Source organism: Lactiplantibacillus plajomi (genome assembly GCF_005405405.1).
GTDB classification, from domain to species: domain Bacteria; phylum Bacillota; class Bacilli; order Lactobacillales; family Lactobacillaceae; genus Lactiplantibacillus; species Lactiplantibacillus plajomi.
Map to the genome: position 1 here is coordinate 1 of NZ_BJDZ01000021.1, position 17,534 is coordinate 17,534.

At 49.6% G+C, this 17,534-nt stretch carries 19 protein-coding genes; 15 read left to right on the forward strand and 4 right to left on the reverse strand.

Annotated elements, in window-relative coordinates; genetic code table 11:
- Nucleotides 1-120: 120 nt before the first annotated feature.
- Nucleotides 121-1,419, reverse strand: a complete 1,299-nt coding sequence (locus tag FFM82_RS09170; protein WP_137645538.1) for an LCP family protein — start codon at nt 1,417-1,419, stop codon at nt 121-123.
- 272 nt (nt 1,420-1,691) lie between these two features.
- Between FFM82_RS09170 and FFM82_RS09175 the strand changes: the two genes are divergently transcribed.
- From FFM82_RS09175 to FFM82_RS09185, 3 genes are all read left to right on the forward strand, one after another.
- Nucleotides 1,692-2,654, forward strand: a complete 963-nt coding sequence (locus tag FFM82_RS09175) for an AEC family transporter (protein ID WP_137645539.1) — start codon at nt 1,692-1,694, stop codon at nt 2,652-2,654.
- A 79-nt stretch (nt 2,655-2,733) separates the two neighbouring features.
- Nucleotides 2,734-3,759 (forward strand): DMT family transporter, encoded by a 1,026-nt coding sequence (locus FFM82_RS09180; RefSeq protein ID WP_137645540.1) that lies wholly within the window; start codon nt 2,734-2,736, stop codon nt 3,757-3,759.
- 158 nt (nt 3,760-3,917) lie between these two features.
- Nucleotides 3,918-4,595, forward strand: a complete 678-nt coding sequence (locus FFM82_RS09185) for a 2,3-bisphosphoglycerate-dependent phosphoglycerate mutase (RefSeq protein WP_137645541.1) — start codon at nt 3,918-3,920, stop codon at nt 4,593-4,595.
- Between the two features lie 214 nt (nt 4,596-4,809).
- Here the strand turns inward: FFM82_RS09185 and FFM82_RS09190 are convergent, their stop codons facing one another.
- The 3 genes from FFM82_RS09190 to FFM82_RS09200 form a co-directional block, all read right to left on the reverse strand.
- A complete protein-coding gene (locus FFM82_RS09190; protein ID WP_137645542.1) occupies nt 4,810-6,141 on the reverse strand; it encodes a C1 family peptidase in 1,332 nt (443 codons plus the stop codon).
- Nucleotides 6,142-6,218: 77 nt separating this feature from the next.
- Entirely contained in the window at nt 6,219-6,905 is a 687-nt protein-coding gene (rpiA, locus tag FFM82_RS09195) for a ribose-5-phosphate isomerase RpiA (protein ID WP_137645543.1), read from the reverse strand.
- A 20-nt stretch (nt 6,906-6,925) separates the two neighbouring features.
- Complete coding sequence (locus tag FFM82_RS09200) at nt 6,926-7,327, reverse strand: GNAT family N-acetyltransferase (RefSeq protein WP_371852249.1); 402 nt, start codon at nt 7,325-7,327, stop codon at nt 6,926-6,928.
- Between the two features lie 16 nt (nt 7,328-7,343).
- On the opposite strand from FFM82_RS09200, the gene FFM82_RS09205 reads away from it, so the two are divergent.
- From FFM82_RS09205 to nusG, 12 genes are all read left to right on the forward strand, one after another.
- On the forward strand, nt 7,344-7,880 hold the full coding sequence (locus FFM82_RS09205) for a dCTP deaminase/dUTPase family protein (protein WP_137645544.1): 537 nt from the start codon (nt 7,344-7,346) through the stop codon (nt 7,878-7,880).
- 117 nt (nt 7,881-7,997) lie between these two features.
- Entirely contained in the window at nt 7,998-9,374 is a 1,377-nt protein-coding gene (gene radA, locus FFM82_RS09210; RefSeq protein WP_137645545.1) for a DNA repair protein RadA, read from the forward strand.
- Nucleotides 9,375-9,395: 21 nt separating this feature from the next.
- Nucleotides 9,396-10,622, forward strand: coding sequence for a PIN/TRAM domain-containing protein (locus FFM82_RS09215; protein WP_137645546.1), 1,227 nt, complete (start codon nt 9,396-9,398; stop codon nt 10,620-10,622).
- A gap of 171 nt (nt 10,623-10,793) precedes the next feature.
- On the forward strand, nt 10,794-12,284 hold the full coding sequence (gene gltX, locus FFM82_RS09220; RefSeq protein ID WP_137645547.1) for a glutamate--tRNA ligase: 1,491 nt from the start codon (nt 10,794-10,796) through the stop codon (nt 12,282-12,284).
- Between the two features lie 301 nt (nt 12,285-12,585).
- Complete coding sequence (cysS, locus tag FFM82_RS09225) at nt 12,586-14,001, forward strand: cysteine--tRNA ligase (protein WP_137645548.1); 1,416 nt, start codon at nt 12,586-12,588, stop codon at nt 13,999-14,001.
- A 1-nt stretch (nt 14,002) separates the two neighbouring features.
- Nucleotides 14,003-14,413 carry a Mini-ribonuclease 3 gene (locus tag FFM82_RS09230; protein WP_137645549.1) on the forward strand — a complete coding sequence of 137 codons (411 nt, stop codon included), beginning with the start codon at nt 14,003-14,005 and terminating at the stop codon, nt 14,411-14,413.
- Complete coding sequence (gene rlmB / locus FFM82_RS09235; protein ID WP_170178267.1) at nt 14,385-15,176, forward strand: 23S rRNA (guanosine(2251)-2'-O)-methyltransferase RlmB; 792 nt, start codon at nt 14,385-14,387, stop codon at nt 15,174-15,176. The genes FFM82_RS09230 and rlmB overlap by 29 nt, the downstream gene beginning before the upstream one ends.
- 2 nt (nt 15,177-15,178) lie before the next feature.
- The gene (locus FFM82_RS09240) at nt 15,179-15,724 is read left to right on the forward strand and encodes a YacP-like NYN domain-containing protein (RefSeq protein ID WP_137645551.1); all 546 of its coding nucleotides are present in this window, start codon (nt 15,179-15,181) and stop codon (nt 15,722-15,724) included.
- A 180-nt stretch (nt 15,725-15,904) separates the two neighbouring features.
- Nucleotides 15,905-16,468, forward strand: a complete 564-nt coding sequence (locus tag FFM82_RS09245; protein ID WP_137645552.1) for a sigma-70 family RNA polymerase sigma factor — start codon at nt 15,905-15,907, stop codon at nt 16,466-16,468.
- A 60-nt stretch (nt 16,469-16,528) separates the two neighbouring features.
- Entirely contained in the window at nt 16,529-16,678 is a 150-nt protein-coding gene (gene rpmG / locus FFM82_RS09250; protein WP_003637768.1) for a 50S ribosomal protein L33, read from the forward strand.
- Between the two features lie 11 nt (nt 16,679-16,689).
- On the forward strand, nt 16,690-16,875 hold the full coding sequence (gene secE, locus FFM82_RS09255; RefSeq protein WP_137645553.1) for a preprotein translocase subunit SecE: 186 nt from the start codon (nt 16,690-16,692) through the stop codon (nt 16,873-16,875).
- A 103-nt stretch (nt 16,876-16,978) separates the two neighbouring features.
- A complete protein-coding gene (gene nusG, locus FFM82_RS09260) occupies nt 16,979-17,527 on the forward strand; it encodes a transcription termination/antitermination protein NusG (RefSeq protein ID WP_137645554.1) in 549 nt (182 codons plus the stop codon).
- Nucleotides 17,528-17,534 lie beyond the last annotated feature (7 nt).

Below are 17,534 nucleotides of genomic sequence, written 5' to 3' on the forward strand. Positions count from 1 at the left end.
CAGTTTTAAAAATCAAAAGCGTAAGCAAATAGGACGAGAAACCAAAATTCGGTTTCTCGTCCTATTTGCTTATACAGAGGCTAGTTATGTCACAGCCCCTTTTTCGTTTGGTTATTGACCTTAGTACTGGGTGCCACCGGTAGTAGTGGTTCCCTGGGTCGTGGTATTGTCAGTGGTAGTTCCCTGAGTCGTAGTGCCAGTGGTTTCCTGGGTAGTGTCGCCCTGAGTAGTGGTACCGGTCGTTCCCTGGGTCGTATCACCCTGCGTGGTTGTACTGGTCGTTCCGTTAGTTGTACCAGTTGTGTCCTGCGTTGTCTGGGTCGTTGTCGAGGAGGCCGAGCTGGTGTCCGAACTACTGCTGTTGCCAGAAGTAATGGAAACCGTTTCGGCAAAGTCGGCTTCAGATAAATTGTCCGTTGACAACTGGAGCTGCGCACGAAGAATCTTCGATAACTTATAGCGGTTCTTAGCGGGGGCGACTTGATAGGAAAGCCCGTCAATCATGGCGTCGTCACCCTTCAGCGTGTAAGTCTTAGCGTGGTGGGTCGCGTTCTTGTACTTAGTATCCAGTGCGACCATGTCGTCCCAAGTTAAGTCGGTCCGCATGTTCTTGGATAGTTGCTTCGTGATTTTTTGAATATTGGCTAGTGAGCCGAGGGAATTAGCCTGACTGACCATCGCCATGATCACTTGGCGTTGCCGCTTTTGCCGACCGTAATCCCCGTTAGGATCATCGTAGCGCATCCGCGAATAATCTAACGCGGCCGCACCGTTCAACTTGATTTTTTTACCCTTCTTGACGTTAGCGTGACCGTACTTAAAGGTCATCTTCGGGGTAACGGTGACGCCGCCCATCGCGTTGATAATTTGTTTGAGCCCACCCATGTTGATTAGGGCGTAGAAGTCGACCGGAACGTTCAATAGCTTTTCCACCGATTTAACGGCGGTGCTAGCGCCACCAATCGTGTAGGCCGCGTTGATTTTTTGCGACTGACCGTTGATCATGACCTGGGTATCACGCGGGATACTGGTCAGCGTCATGCTTTCCTTTTTCGGGTTGATCGTCGCGACGATCATCGTATCGGTACGGGCGGAGAAGGTTTTTCCCCGACCTAGAGCACCGGTATCGGTCCCGAGTAGTAAAATCGTGAACGGTTTGTTTTTCTTCAAAATGGCGTCGACGTTACGGGACTTCGCCGTACCGGTCGCCTGGTAGGCCCCGCTCATGGTGTTCTTAGCGGCATTCCAAGTCTTTGTGCCCCAGTAAACTCCGAAAACGAGTAGGACGCCGAGTGCTAGAAGTAGGCCGACTAACCAGGGCCGTCGTTTACGCGGTTTGAGGTGGGGATTTGGTTGGTGTCGCTGGCGGTAACGGCGCTCGCGCGGCCCCATTTCATGATTGTTATTATTTTCTGACATATCGATTCCTCGTTATTTCGTATTTGAATTAATTCTATTCTATGACGAAAAGCAAACATTTCGTTCTAAAACGGGCTGACTTAATAAGATTTTAAAAATCCCAAGCGGTCAGTCGCGTTTGTAAACTTACACAATTATAGAACACTATAATTAAAATAATTGCGGACGTCAAACGTTTCCATACGGAGATTGGGTGTAAGCCGGCAAAAAACAGTGGTATACTTGAAGAATTCTCATTGAATTATTATTTTTGGCAGAAAGGAGCGCTATTAGTGCAAGTCTTAACGACGTTTACCCACAGTATTCAAGGAGTCATGACGATTATCGTAATGATTGCGGTTGGGTACTTATTAGCGCGTTGGGGATGGTTTAGCGAAGACGCCACCAAGATGATTGCGCGCTTAGTCACGCAAATTGCGTTACCGGCCTACATGATTGCAACGATCACCCAGCGGTTTACCGCCCACAAATTGTTGGCCACCTTACCGGGACTGCGCTTTCCCGTTTTAAACATGGCCATCTTATTTGGGCTGTCCTTCGGGGTGATGCGTGCGCTGAATATCAAGAAGGGCCACCGCGGGCTATTTTCGTCGATGTTTTTAAATTCGAACACCGTCTTTATTGGACTGCCCGTTAACCAGGCGTTATTCGGGAACAGTGCCTTACCCTACGTGTTAGTTTATTACATGGCCAACACCACGATTTTTTGGACGCTTGGGGTTTACCTGATTCAGCGGGACGGTGAGGGCAGTGCTTCGTTCAACTTGAAGCAAACGCTCCAGAAGATTTTTTCACCGCCACTGTTGGGCTTTATGATTGGGGTTCTGCTCGTTCTCTGGGATATCAAGTTACCGAAGTTTTTAATGTCTGACTTTACATACATTGGCGGACTGACGGTACCGTTGTCGATGATTTTCATCGGGATTTCAATGGCGAAGGCCGGCTTGAGCAGCATGCGCTTTGACCGCGATAGTATCGGGATTTTACTCGGACGCTTCATCTTTGCCCCGGTCCTGATGACGTTGATGCTGATGCCGATGTCGATTCCGCTGGAAATGAAACAAGTCTTTATTTTACAATCCGCCATGCCGGTCATGACCAACGCCCCGGTCGTCTCGAAACTATACGGAGCGGATGCCGACTATGCCGCGGTCATGGTCACCGAAACGACCCTCTTAAGTTTGATCGTTATCCCGATTTTAATGGTCGTTGTTCAGTCCAATATTATTAACTAGTTTGAAAAGCCCTTGAAAAGGGTGCTATACTGGACAGCGTGTTTCATTAATTATTTTATAAGAGGGAAGCGAACGTTTCGTGAAGAAAGCATATCTTTACGTGGCAATTTCCACGTTGATGTTTAGTTCCATGGAAATTGCCTTAAAGATGGCCGGTAGCGCCTTTAATCCCATTCAACTGAACTTGATTCGATTTTTCATCGGGGCGGTAATCCTATTACCGTTCGCTTTGAACGCGCTCAAAAAGTCTGGTCGTAAACTAGTTGCCGCGGACTGGCGGCTGTTTGCCCTGACCGGATTAATCTGTGTCATTATTAGTATGTCATTATATCAATTGGCAATTACGGTGGATAAAGCCTCCACGGTTGCCGTGCTCTTTAGTTGTAACCCGGTGTTTGCATTGATCTTTTCATACCTGATCCTGCACGAACGCCTGGGTCGCGCCAACCTGATCTCCGTGGTGATCTCGGTGATCGGGCTGCTGATCATTGTCAACCCGGCGCACCTGACCAATGGCCTGGGGCTGATCTTAGCCATTAGTTCGGCGGTGACGTTTGGACTTTACAGTATCGTTTCGCGGTACGGGTCGGTTAAGCGGGGACTGAACGGGTTAACGATGACCTGTTTCACGTTCTTTGCCGGCTCATTTGAATTATTAGCCATTGCCTGGCTCAGCAAAATTCCGGCAGTGGCGCATGGTTTGACTAGCATCGGTATGCGCCAATTCGCCGCGATTCCGATTTTGACCAACGTTAACCTGACCTATTTTTGGTTATTGTTCTTTATCGGTGTCTGCGTAACGGGTGGCGGCTTTGCCTTCTACTTCTTGGCAATGGAAAAAGCCGACGTCTCAACGGCTTCACTGGTATTCTTTATTAAACCGGGGCTGGCACCGATCTTAGCTGCCCTGATTATTCACGAACGTATTTTACCAACGACCATTATCGGGATCGTCGTGATTCTGATTGGGTCGGTCGTGACCTTCGTGGGCAACCGGTTCCGCGAACGCGACAGCGCGATGGGAACAAAAGAACAAGTGGATACGGCGGCCGATTCAACGACCGTGGCGCAGTCGTCACGCACCGTTTCCGATGAGCAAGGCTAATTACAGTCATTTTTTCAGCAACCGGATACTCCGGATCAGGCTGAACGTAAAGGGTTTGATCCTCAATAAGCGGGTCAAACCCTTTTGATTAGTCCGGACTTTGAAATTTGACTTAAATCGATTATGATTAAAGGTAATTTAAATGGCAGGTGGAGAGAATGACAGAACTGGTATTGGTACGACACGGTGAAAGTACGGCAAATCGCGATAACACGTATACGGGTTGGAGCGATGTGCCGCTAACGGCCGTTGGTATTCAACAGGCGCACCACGCGGGGCAACGGTTGCGCGCGACCGGTATTCAATTTAGTGCCGTCCACACATCGGTGTTAAAGCGGGCCATTGTTACGGCGAACATTATGATGGCTGAGATTGATCAACTATGGTTACCGGAATATAAAACTTGGCGTTTGAATGAACGGCATTACGGTGCGCTACGGGGGCAAAATAAAGATGCTACCCGGCGCGAATACGGTAAGGCGCAAGTCAAAAAATGGCGCCGAAGTTTTTACACGGTACCGCCGTTACTCACGCCCGCCGAGCTGGATCACGACCGCCGTTACATGAAGTACGGGCCGAACATTGAACCGCGCGGCGAAAGCCTTAAAATGGCGTATGACCGGATCATGCCGTACTGGGTCGAAACGATTGCCCCGGCCCTGTTAGCCGGACATAATCAGTTGGTCGTCGCCCACGGGAGTACGTTACGGGCGATGATCAAGTATTTAGAACGCATCAGTGATACTGGCATCGACGGTGTCGAGGTGGCTAACGGCGTCCCGATTTGTTACCACTTGGATGAGCAGTTGCGGGTCGTTGGCAAGGAAGAATTTTAAGCGCGCCGTCGGTATCATGGGGGCGTTAGAACCTAAAAATCAGTGGTGATTACGGATGACGATTTATCCTGGTGACCTCGTCTTTATCGGCGTGGCCCTCGTGATGGTGGTGGTGGTTTGGATGGCAACCGCGTACTTAGTTTAGACGGAGATAACAGAAAAGGACTGACCTTAACCATGACGGTGAAGGTCAGTCCCTTTTTTAATGACTTACTTAAGCTAAGGCACCCATTGGATCCCAAGGTGCTAAGACGGTTGGTTCTTCGGCTTGCGCCTTTTTGAGCTCGTCCGGTAAGAATTGCTTGTTAACGACAACTTGGTAACAGTATTCGTCCATCCAAGCATCACTCATGACGAAGAAGCCCTTCGTACCGACTTTGTCACCCCAGCTATTTTCGACTTTCCACTTAGTTGGTTTGCCGTTGACCAGGTCGACCCCGGTCAGAACCATGGCGTGGGTCATCAGACTTTGACCATAATCGAGGCGTTCGGCTTTCGACATTGAAAGGTCCACGTCAAAGAGTTCGTCCTGGTTATAAACGTCGGTAGCCATGACCCCTTTTTGACGGTCGGAAGACTTACCTACGTCACAACCGAACCAGACACTCTGGCCCGCTTGGAGTTGCTTGATAGCCAGTTGTTTGAAGTCGGCCATTGTGACGTTCAAATGCTTAACTTGACGACCGCCGAGCACGTTACCGAGCATTTCAATCGTGTAAGTGTGGTTGTACGGCTTGTCGTCGGTAGGTGCGTTGATGATTGAAACGTAGTCGTCTAGGTTCCAGCCAACGTACTTTTCAAAGAAACTTTGGGGCGTTAATCCTTGATCGATGTGGTAATTTTTATCATCGTCGCGGTATTCCCAATCGAACTTAGTGACTGGTTCGCCGAACGCGTAAGCTAACATCCGGTAAACTTCGTTCAACATTTTTTCTTTACGGACGGCAATCGCATCGGTACTAGTCCCCGCAGCGACTAATTCCCGTAATTCCACGGCATCTTTTCTGAGCTTTAAGTTCAAGGTCGCGTTGATTTCAGCGGACTTAGAACTGTTATAAGTTTCGGGCATGACGCTCTTCGGCACGATCCCGTATTTTTGAATCAGGGCCACTAACATGTCCCATTGACCACCGTCTTGTTGCGGAGTGGTCATTAACCAAGCTACTTTTCGACTACTGGTTGGTTGATCAGCAGTTGCTAAGACGTTTTCGTAGAAGTAGTTGGCCTTTTCGAACTTATCCCAGAAGAAGGTGTAGTTTTGTGACAGTTCGAAGTGCTTTAAGTTGAACTTAGCGGCTAAACTGTGCCGCATGGTGTTGAGGGCCGCAAACATCCAGCAACGACCACTTTGTTTTTGGTTCGCCACGTCACCGGTGTCCAAATCGATGGAGAAGACCGGGGTCGTTTGGCTCATGGCTTGGATATCTTGGCTGCTGGCTAAGATACCGTTCTTGGTAACGCTGCGTTCGATGACTTTCGCATCGGCGCGTTGATCTAAATCGGCTTGAAAATTAGCGATTTGATCCATACTAATTGCTTTACTCAAAAAATCACGCTCCTTTAATCTTATTTTAATTGTAGCGGTTTATCGCGGGGGCGACAAGCCATTCGTTTAAGTTAACGTTATGGACGAGTTTCGATGACTTCGGGACCGTCGGCGTGGCCAACGATGACCGTGTTGACCATGTCGAGGAACAGCCCGTGTTCAACAACCCCGACCATGTGAATCAAGTCTTCGGCGAGTGCGTGTGGGTCGGTGATTGGGTCAACGTGCAAATCAATTAAGATGTTATTAGAGTCGGTCCGTACGAAGTCACCGTTAACTTTGCGAAATTCCGGATTGTAGCCACGGGCTTGCATCTTTTCGAAAACGTGCTGACTACCGTAAGGAATGACTTCAACGGGCAAACCAAAGGCGCCGAGTTGCTTAACCATTTTGCTCTCATCAACGATCCACATCACCTTGTCGGAGTTGATGGCAACGATCTTTTCAAAGAGCAGGGCTGCCCCGCCCCCCTTAACGCCTTGGTAGTCGGCTGAAATTTCGTCGGCGCCGTCGATAGTTAAGTCCAAGTGATCGACTTCATCGACCGACTTCATTGGGATACCGAGGCTTTTAGCCTGGGCGGCGGTCCGGTCGGAAGTTGAAACGCCAACGATGTTCAAGTGTTCATTCTTGACCCGTTCGCCCAGGGCATCGACCATGAATTTAACGGTCGAACCGGTCCCCAGGCCGACTTGCATGCCGTCCTTGATATATTCCACGGCCTTTTGACCGACAAGTTGCTTTAATTGATCCTGCGCATTCATTAGATGATTTCTCCTTAGTATTAAGACTGAGTGGCTAAGACGTCCCCGGCTTCGGGATGACGGTCAAAGTAGGCTTTGGCGTACGTGCAGAGCGGCTGAATTTGCTTGTCTTCCGCCCGCGCGGCGTCGATCACCGCTTGGGTCAGCTGGCCGGCTAGGCCCTGGTGACCAAAGTCATCGCGGACAAAGGTGTGTTCGATCACCCAAGTTTGGCCATCATTAATGGCCGGGAAGGTAATTTCACCAGCAAGTTTTCCCTGCTCATCGTTAAAGAAAAAACGGTTTGGTTCACGTGTGAATTCCATTGATGTCACCACCTTGTAAAGGGTTTTATAACTAAAGCTAATTAAACCGGTAAATGCCCGTTTTGTCAACGATGCCGCGGTCAAAAGTATGGTAAAATTGGTCGTAATAATCAGCAAGAAAGTGGGAATAAAAATGGCACGAGGATTTGAAATTGTTAGCGAATACGCTGACCAGGGGTTGCACTTACCGTACCGGACGACTAAGCAGGCGGCCGGCTATGATTTTGAGGCCGCAACCGACTTTACGTTACCATCAATTTGGAAGGGCAATTTTTTGAAAGTGTTGTGGCAACTACACCACGGCCAGTCAAGTTCGGAGACTGATTTGGACGCGGCGGCCAAGGTCTTGAAACCGTGGTTGGTGCCGACTGGTATTAAAGCTTATATGAACGATGGCGAATACTTATTGATGGCGAACCGTTCCAGTAACCCGTTAAAACGCAATTTGATCTTACCAAACGGGATCGGTGTGATCGACGCGGATTATTATAATAACGACAAAAACGAGGGGGCTATTTACGCCCAGCTGATCAACATGGGGATTCGCGACGTGCACATCAAGAAGGGCGAACGGATTGCCCAGGGGATTTTTAGCACTTACTTGACGGCCACCGACGAAGCGACCGTCACCACGACCCGGACCGGCGGCTTTGGCTCGACCAATCGATAAAAAAACGTTAAGCCAGTGTGATTTCACGGCTTTACGCGTTAATAATGGTAAAATAGGTTATGTATATGAAATGGTTAACAAGCACCACTAACTGGTGCGGATGGGAGGCTTAACTGAGTGGCAAAAGTAAAAACGCAATTTGTTTGTTCCAACTGTGGGTACTCAACGCCGCGCTACCTGGGGCGTTGTCCTAATTGCGGTGAGTGGAATACGCTCACCGAAGAACACTTTGATAAGAAACCCGACCGTAAGTCACGGGTCAGCTTTGCGGGTAAGTCCGCGAAACCCCAGCGATTAAAAGAGGTCTCCCTGACGAAGACACCGCGGGTCAAGACGAAGCTCCGTGAATTTAACCGTGTGCTAGGCGGCGGGGTCGTTCCCGGCTCGCTGGTCTTGATCGGTGGTGACCCCGGGATCGGGAAGTCAACTTTGTTGCTACAAGTTTCCGGACAACTCGCGGAAACCGGCGGCTCAGTCCTGTACGTGACCGGGGAGGAAAGCGCCTCGCAGGTTAAGATGCGGGCGGACCGCTTGGCCGTGGATAGTGAGGACTTTTACCTCTATCCTGAAACCGACATGACTAATATTCGGTCGACTATTGAAACAATGAAACCGCAGTTCGTCGTGATTGATTCGGTCCAAACGATGCAGGAGCCGGACGTTGAATCGGCCATTGGTTCGGTCTCACAAATTCGTGAAATCACGGCCGAATTACTTCAAATCGCCAAGACTAACGGCATCACGATCTTTATCGTCGGTCACGTCACCAAGGGCGGGGCGATTGCCGGTCCGAAGATTTTGGAGCACATGGTTGATACGGTGTTGTATTTTGAAGGCGACTTGCACCACACTTACCGGATTTTGCGGGCCGTTAAGAACCGCTTTGGCTCGACGAACGAACTGGGCATCTTTGAGATGCGCACGGGGGGGCTGTACGAAGTGGCTAACCCGTCGGAAATTTTTTTGGAAGAACGTTTAAAGGACGCGACCGGTTCGGCCATCGTGGTATCGATGGAAGGCACCCGGCCAATCCTGGTCGAAGTGCAGGCGTTGGTGACACCGACCGTCTTCGGTAACGCCAAGCGTACGGCGAGCGGCTTGGACCATAACCGGGTCTCCTTACTAATGGCCGTACTTGAAAAGCGGGCCAGCCTGATGTTACAAAATCAGGATGCCTACTTGAAAGCGGCCGGCGGGGTCAAGTTGAACGAACCGGCGATTGACTTGGCGATTGCGGTCAGCGTGGCGTCCAGCTATCGCGACCAACAGACCCGACCAACCGATTGTTTCGTTGGCGAAGTTGGTTTGACGGGCGAAATTCGGCGGGTCAATCGGATTGAGCAACGGATCGGTGAAGCGGCCAAGCTCGGCTTCAAGCGGATTTTTATTCCCAAGAATAATTTACAAGGCTGGGATATTCCGGATGGTATCGACGTTATCGGCGTAGCGACCTTAAAGGAAGCCTTGCAACTAGCCTTACAGCAACCAAATTAACTTTAGAAAGGGGTTGGCGCTATGAAAAAGTTAACGGTGCGACTCGTGTTTATCGTGGTCGGTGGGACGCTCGGTTTGACCTACTTGCCATTTTTATGGAACGCGCTGTGGTCGCAACCAAACGTTTTATTGAATAACTTACTGACGAACTTCCTATTAGGAGCGCTGGTACTCCTAATTATTTCGCTCTTCTTGGCGAACGCCACGGTTCGGTTAGTTGACCGGGTCGAGAAAAATTTATCCAAGCAAAATCCGATGACGCTGCTATTTGGGAGCATCGGTTTTATCATTGGGTTACTGATCGCGGTTCTGATTTCGCAATTATTCAATCGTAGTCCATTATTCTTAATGAACACGGTCGTCCCAATTATTTTGATGTTGTTCTTCGGCTATATCGGTGCCCGCGTCGGTACGACCCGAATCGACGAATGGCGGAAAGTCTTTAACTTCCGCCGTCGTGAGAAGGAAGCTGGTCCGGAAATCACGGACGCCCAACCGGATAAGAACTACCATCATTACAAGATTTTGGATACGAACATCTTAATCGACGGTCGGATTTATGACCTGGTCAAAACCGGTTTCTTGGAAGGTACCCTGCTCGTGCCGAACTTTGTTCTGTACGAATTGCAATACATTGCCGATTCGGCTGATAGTATCAAGCGGGTACGCGGCCGGCGCGGACTCGATATTTTGAACAAGCTACAAGACGAAAAAATCATCCCGGTTGAAATGTACGAGGGCGACTTTGAAGACATTCCGGAAGTCGACAGCAAGTTGATCCAATTGGCTAAGAAGGTCAACGGGGTGATCGTCACCAACGACTATAACTTGAATAAGGTGATTGAGTTCCAAAACGTGCAGGTCTTAAACATCAACCAGTTGGCGAAGTCGTTGAAGCCACGGGTCATTCCGGGTGAAGAAATGAGCGTCGTGGTCGTTAAGAACGGGAGTGAGCGTCAGCAGGGGGTTGGTTACCTGGATGACGGTACGATGGTCGTCGTCGAAGACGGAAAGTTCTACATTAACGAGAAGGTTGACGTAATCGTCACCAGTGCCTTGCAAACGGATGCCGGTCGGATGATTTTTGCCCGCCTAGCACACGCCAACCGGGGCTTGCCGGATGATACTGCGCCGGCCAAGGATGGTAAGCGCAAGGACAACCACAAGGATAACCACCAAGAGAACCGGAATAACCGCGGAAATGGGAACAACCATCGCGGTGGTAATAGCCATAACAAACGCCACTAGGATTTGTGCCGGCTTTCCTTGATAATTCAAGGCGAGCGCTTAAATTTTAAGGCTAAACATGGTAAACTGAATAAGCAAGTAGGCCGTGGGGACCGCGATTTTTGGTTGCGGGTCCGGCGGTCTAGTATCGTCACGTGAAGTGATAAAAAAACGAAAGAGGCGTTAATCACATTGGCAAAGAGCAAGATTCGTGTGCGTTACGCACCAAGTCCAACTGGCCATTTACACATTGGTAATGCCCGGACAGCATTATTTAACTATTTGTTTGCCCGGCATAATAAAGGGAAGTTTATTCTTCGAATCGAAGACACCGACTTAAAGCGCAACGTCGCTGACGGTGAAAAGAGTCAAATGGATAACCTGAAATGGTTAGGCATGGATTGGGATGAAGGTCCGGATATCGGTGGCGACTACGGTCCTTACCGGCAATCTGAACGGAAAGCCATCTATGACCCGCTGATTCAACAACTGATCGATGAAGGCAAGGCCTACGAGTCTTACATGACGGAAGACGAATTGAAGGCCCAGCGTGAAGCCCAAAAAGCCAACAAGGAAATGCCACATTACGTTTACGAATTTGCTGGTATGAGTGAAGAAGAAAAACAGGCGAAGATCGACGCTGCTAAGGCGGCCGGTATCCAACCCGTTATTCGTTTCCGCGTGCCTCAAGGTCAAACCTATGCTTGGGACGACATGGTTAAGGGCAAGGTTTCCTTTGAATCCAAGACGGTCGGCGGCGACTTCGTGATCAAGAAGCGTGACGGCATGCCGACTTATAACTTTGCCGTTGTCGTTGATGACCACATGATGCAAATTAGCCACGTTTTCCGTGGTGACGACCACGTGGCCAACACGCCTAAGCAATTAATGATTTACGAAGCGTTCGGCTGGCAACCACCGAAGTTCGGTCATATGAGTTTGATCATCAACACCGCTACGGGTAAGAAGTTAAGTAAGCGGGACGAAACGGTCTTACAATTTATCGAACAATACCGCGAACTGGGTTACTTACCAGAAGCGATGCTGAACTTTATCGTGCTACTGGGCTGGTCCCCGGTTGGTGAAAGCGAATTATTCACGCAACGCGAGTTTATCAAGATGTACGATGAAAAGCGGTTGAGCAAGTCGCCCGCAGCCTTTGACGGTAAGAAACTCGAATGGGTCAACAACCAGTACATCAAGAAGGCTGATGAAAACGAAGTCTTTGCGATGTCGATTCGTCAATTGATCAAGGCTGGTCGCTTACCTAAGCGTCCGGACATGAATCAGATCGAATGGACCCGGACCCTGGTATCACTTTACAAGAACCAAATGAGTTATACCGGTCAAATCGTTGACCTAGCCGACTTGTTCTTTAACGGTCCGGCCGACATTGACGACGAAGCCAAGGCTGAATTGGACAACGATACGGCGCCAGTTGTGTTGAAGGAATTCCGTCAACGCATTGAAGACATCGACGTCTTCGAAGCAACGGCCATTCAAAAGACCATCAAGTCGATTCAAAAGGATACGAAGATCAAGGGTCGTAAGCTGTACATGCCGATCCGGATCGCCGTTTCCCACGAAATGCACGGGCCGGAATTGCCAGAAACGATCGAATTACTAGGTCGTGAAACGACGATGAAGCACCTCGATGCGATGATCGCCGAAATTAGCAAGTAACTGTTTGATAATAAGAGTAAGTTCAAGCACGACTTCAGGGAGCGGTACCAACTGAAACGCCGTGTCGGCTTGGATTGAAAGTGCGATTATCACAAAAGCAGTCGGGTGGCCGTTATCCCATCATGAGGTCGGTTCAGCCGATAAAGCAAGAGTGGAAGCACGCGATCAACGTCTTTTGCACCACGGTATTACGTGGTGCGAAGGCGTTTTTTGTTATCCCGGCCGCCATAACCATGCCGCTAGGGTGAGAACATGTTAAACTAACAACAACGTACTTTGTTTCAGAAAGGAGTGTCACTGTATGCTAACTGTCTTTAATACATTGACCCGTCAAAAAGAACCGTTTAAACCGCTGACGCCGGGCGTCGTTAAGATGTACGTCTGTGGGCCGACCGTTTATAACTACATTCACATTGGTAACGCCCGCTCGGCGATTGCCTTCGATACGATTCGGCGCTACTTCGAGTACTTAGGTTACCAAGTGGACTACGTGTCTAACTTTACCGACGTCGATGACAAGTTGATCAAGCGGGCCGCCGAAGATCACACCACGGTGCCCAAAGTAGCCGACCGTTTCATCAAGGCGTTCATGGCGGATACGGCGGCGGTCAACATTGAACCCGCCACGGCGCACCCGCGCGCGTCCGAAAACATCCCCGAAATTATCGATTTCGTGAAAACGCTGATCGACAAGGGGTACGCTTACGAAGCTGCCGGGGACGTCTACTACCGCACCCGTAAATTTAAGAATTATGGTCAGTTATCCGATCAACGGATCGACGACCTCGAAGTTGGTGCGAGTCAGCACATTACTGACGAGGAAACTAAGCGTAAGGAAGACCCGATCGACTTTGCCCTGTGGAAAGCGGCCAAGCCCGGTGAAATTTCCTGGCCTTCACCGTGGGGAGCGGGCCGTCCGGGCTGGCACATCGAGTGCTCGGTCATGTCAACCAAGTATTTAGGCGACACCTTTGATATTCACGGCGGGGGTCAGGATTTGGAATTCCCGCACCACGAAAATGAAATTGCGCAGAGTGAAGCTAAAACCGGCAAAAAGTTTGCTAACTACTGGTTGCATAACGGTTTCGTGACGGTTGGTGACGACAACGAAAAGATGAGTAAGTCGCTCGGTAACTTCGTGACGGTTCATGATATTATTAAGCAAATCGATCCGCAGGTCCTGCGGTTCTTCATGGCCACGACCCAGTACCGGCGGCCAATTCAGTATACCCAGGGCAACCTGGACGAAGCCGCCAATAACTTGGAAAAGTTGCAAAACGCTTACCGCAACCTGGCGTTCCGCTTAGCGGATGCCCAGCCGGGTAGTGACGCACAAGTAGCGACGGAACTACAACGGTTACGGGATAACTTCGTGACGGCGATGAACGATGATTTTAACGTTCAGAACGGGATCGCGGCCGTGTACGAATTAGCTAAGTTAGCGAACGTCTACGCCGCTAACGACCACGTCCAGCAAGTCACCGTTACCCAGTTAAAAGCCACCTTGGCCGAGTTAGCCAGCGTCTTCGGCGTACGCTTAACTAGTGACGATGCGGATACGTTGGCTGACGCGGATATTCAAGCGTTGATCGACGACCGCGAAGCTGCCCGCAAAGCCAAGGACTTCGCCAAGGCTGACCAGATTCGCGATGATTTAAAGGCCCAGGGGATCATTTTAGAGGACACGCCCCAAGGGGTTCGGTTCAGAAAGGAATAATATGCAAGTTGATTACCAGCAATTAAACGGCATTGCGTTAGCCTACTTAGGCGACGCGGTTTACGAGCCGTTTATTCGCCAACACATGATTGAATTAGGTTATACGAAAGCGACTAAGTTACACCACCACGCGACCCACTACGTTTCGGCAAAGGCCCAGGCGGCGCTGATCGAGCGGATGCAGGCCGAAGACGTCTTGACGCCGAATGAATTAGACGTGTTTAAACGCGGGCGCAATGCTAAGAGCCACACGTCTGCTAAGCATACCGACGTGCTGACTTACCGGATTTCGACCGGCTTTGAAGCGGTGTTCGGCTACTTACAATTAACTAACCAGACCGACCGGATTGCGCAGTTGGCCCAGTGGTGTATTCAGGAAGTTGATGAAGGGAGGGTTTCAAGTGTCAAATGATGAACGGAACCAAGCGAGTGAAACTAACGATTTTGTAATTGGTCGCCACCCAGCGATGGCTGCCATTAAGAGTGATCAGCAGATCAACAAGGTGTTTATTCAGAGTGGCTTAAAGGCCGACGTTTTAAACGACATTGCTAAAATCGCAAAGAAACGCAACTTAATCGTTCAGTACGTGCCGAAGCAAAAGCTAGACCGGTTGACCGATAACGCGAACCATCAGGGGGTCGCCGTCGGGGTGGCCGCCTTTGAATACGCGTCGATCGACGACCTGTTTGCCGTTGCAAAGGCCAAGGACGAAGCACCGTTTTTCCTAATTCTCGATAACATCGAGGACCCCCACAACTTGGGGTCGATCATGCGGACGGCTGACGCGGCCGGGGTCCACGGGATCATTATTCCAAAGCGCCGGGCGGTGGGCCTAACGAGTACGGTTGCCAAGACCTCGACGGGCGCCATTGAACACGTCAAAGTGGCCCGGGTCACGAACCTGGTGCAGACGGTCAAGCAGTTACAGGAAGCCGGCTTGTGGATTTTCGGGACCGATATGAACGGCACCGATTACCGCGGCTGGGACGCTTCCGGTGCGGTTGGTTTGATCATTGGTAACGAGGGTAAGGGGATTTCGCCACTCCTGAAGAAAAACGTGGATGAGATGTTAACGATTCCGATGATCGGCCACGTTCAGAGTTTGAATGCGAGTGTCGCGGCCAGCCTATTGATCTATCAAGGCTTTACGTCGCGCCACCCACTTGGAAAATAGCGATGAAACAACAACTATTAATTGTAGATGCATATAATATGATTGGTAATTGGCCGGAATTAGCCCGCTTAAAACAAGCCGGGCGGTTGCCGGAAGCTCGCGATGAACTGATCAACGTGCTGACCGAGTATAAAAAAATTACGGGTCTCAATATTAGTCTGATTTTTGATGCGATGTACGTGCCCGGTAATTCGAAAAGTTACCGGCAGGCCGACCTGGAAATCGTCTGGACCAGTAAGGACCAGACCGCGGACAGCTACATTGAGAAGTACGCGTCGGAAAAGCAATCGCGGGTCGTTCAGGTGACGGTTGCCACTAGCGACCAGGCGGAACAGTGGGTGATTTTCTCGGAAGGCGCCCTGCGCGTTCCGGCCCTGGAACTGCGGAAGTGGGTCCACACGGCTTTGAAGGAAGTCCGCCACACGGCTCGCCGTACCCAGGATTTAGGGGCGGTCCGTAAGTCTCCCTGGAACGACCAGCAATTGTCGGAGCTTAACCAGTTGCGCGAGCACCTGGAACGTGATCACGTGAAGCACCGCCATAAATAGAATTATGCAGTTCCAGTTATCCGTCATAATAATATGACGGCATAAGGTAAATAGTGGCAGCAATTCAGCCCGTTAATCAGAACGGTTGTTCGCTTGAATCGGCCGCGGCCCCCCTGTATATTTGGTTTACAGATTCATGGGGGTGCGGTTTCTGGAAATTACAGAAACGAGGAAAGCCATTTGAACGAACAGCAATTAATTGCGTTAGCAGCACAGGGTGACGATTACAGTATTCTTAAGTTAGCTGATCAATATTTGCCAGTGGTTTTAAAGTTAAGGCGCCAGTATTTTATTCGTAATTTTGATGAGGATGATTGGTTACAGGAAGCCCGGATTGCAATTCACCGGGCGGCCAAGCAGTACGATCCGCAGCAACCGTGTAGCTTTGGTGCGTTTTACCGCCTATTACTCAGCAACCAGGTGATTGACCTGATTCGTAAGACGCGGGCGAAGAAGCGCCAACCGGAGCAGGAGTTACTTTCGTTGGATGCTAGTGAAATGGCGGGGCTTAGTGAAGTTTTAGTCACGACGGTTTCGGCCGCCGACGTCGTGTTTGTTCACGAACGGTTAAACGAATTCAGGACGGTGTGTTCCCACTTTGAAGGGCAGGTTTTTTCGGCCCTGTTAGGTGGCATGACGCCCCAAAGCATTGCGCAGATGTTGCAAGTCGAGTTAGCACCGGTGACCAACGCCACGGATCGCTGCCGGCGCAAGTTACGCCGGTTGTTGACGAGCCCCGGTTGAAATTGACATTCGAAAAATTCCATGCTACTGTTAAACCTGATTATTATGGAGGTTTTTGACATGGCTCAAAAAAAAGTGGCATTGGCTTGTACCGTTTGCGGCTCCCGTAACTATACGATCGATGCCAATCCAAACCGGACAGACCGTTTAGAAGTTAAAAAATTTTGTAAATATTGTGGTAAACACACACTTCATCGCGAAACGCGGTAGGGGGGCAAAATATGCGCTTGTTTAGATTTTTTGGTGACGTTGGTCGTGAAATGAAGAAGGTTACTTGGCCGACTTGGCGGGAAAATCGTCGTGATTCTTGGACGGTTATTTCAACCTCGCTATTCTTCGTTGCGTTCTTCGCGCTGTTTGATTGGTTGATTCAATTGTTATTACAAACACTGACTTCATTACATTAATGGTTTTTTAGCCGTTAATTTGGTATAATGTGTTTATTGAGAGAAAACTTCGTGTAGACGAGGTTTTTTTATTTTACCCATATTAAGTTTAAAGGAGTTAAACATGGTCGAATCTGTAGAAAAAAAGTGGTATGTCTTACATACCTACGCTGGTTATGAAAATAAGGTTAGTTCCAACTTGGAATCCCGGGTCCAATCGATGGGCATGGAAGACAACATTTTCCGCGTGGTCGTTCCTGAAGAAGAATCCCACGAAGTTAAGAACGGGAAAGACAAAGTTGAAATGAAGAAGGTTTTCCCCGGCTACGTCCTCGTTGAAATGGTGATGACCGATCAAGCTTGGTACATCGTACGGAATACGCCCGGCGTTACCGGTTTCTTGGGTTCCCATGGTCAAGGGAGTAAGCCAACCCCGTTGTTACCAGAAGAAGCGGAACAAATCCTGCACCAATTAAGGATGAGTGCTCGCCATACCGAACTGAACGTCGAAGTTGGCGAACAAGTAACCATCATCGACGGTGCTTTCTCCGGCTTGTCAGGTGAAATTACCGATATCGATAACGAAAAGATGAAGTTGAAGGTCAACATTAACATGTTCGGCCGCGAAACCAGTACGGAATTAGATTTCGACCAGGTTGACGAAATTAAGTAGCTCAATT

Excerpts from the sequence above, each read along its gene's own strand:
- FFM82_RS09170 (WP_137645538.1), bottom strand. The coding sequence starts at position 1,419 with ATGTCAGAAAATAATAACAATCATGAAATGGGGCCGCGCGAGCGCCGT.
- FFM82_RS09185 (WP_137645541.1), top strand. The coding sequence starts at position 3,918 with ATGACAGAACTGGTATTGGTACGACACGGTGAAAGTACGGCAAATCGC.
- rpiA (WP_137645543.1), bottom strand. The coding sequence starts at position 6,905 with ATGAATGCGCAGGATCAATTAAAGCAACTTGTCGGTCAAAAGGCCGTG.
- FFM82_RS09205 (WP_137645544.1), top strand. The coding sequence starts at position 7,344 with ATGGCACGAGGATTTGAAATTGTTAGCGAATACGCTGACCAGGGGTTG.
- FFM82_RS09215 (WP_137645546.1), top strand. The coding sequence starts at position 9,396 with ATGAAAAAGTTAACGGTGCGACTCGTGTTTATCGTGGTCGGTGGGACG.
- cysS (WP_137645548.1), top strand. The coding sequence starts at position 12,586 with ATGCTAACTGTCTTTAATACATTGACCCGTCAAAAAGAACCGTTTAAA.
- FFM82_RS09230 (WP_137645549.1), top strand. The coding sequence starts at position 14,003 with ATGCAAGTTGATTACCAGCAATTAAACGGCATTGCGTTAGCCTACTTA.
- rlmB (WP_170178267.1), top strand. The coding sequence starts at position 14,385 with ATGAAGGGAGGGTTTCAAGTGTCAAATGATGAACGGAACCAAGCGAGT.
- FFM82_RS09240 (WP_137645551.1), top strand. The coding sequence starts at position 15,179 with ATGAAACAACAACTATTAATTGTAGATGCATATAATATGATTGGTAAT.
- rpmG (WP_003637768.1), top strand. The coding sequence starts at position 16,529 with ATGGCTCAAAAAAAAGTGGCATTGGCTTGTACCGTTTGCGGCTCCCGT.
- secE (WP_137645553.1), top strand. The coding sequence starts at position 16,690 with ATGCGCTTGTTTAGATTTTTTGGTGACGTTGGTCGTGAAATGAAGAAG.
- nusG (WP_137645554.1), top strand. The coding sequence starts at position 16,979 with ATGGTCGAATCTGTAGAAAAAAAGTGGTATGTCTTACATACCTACGCT.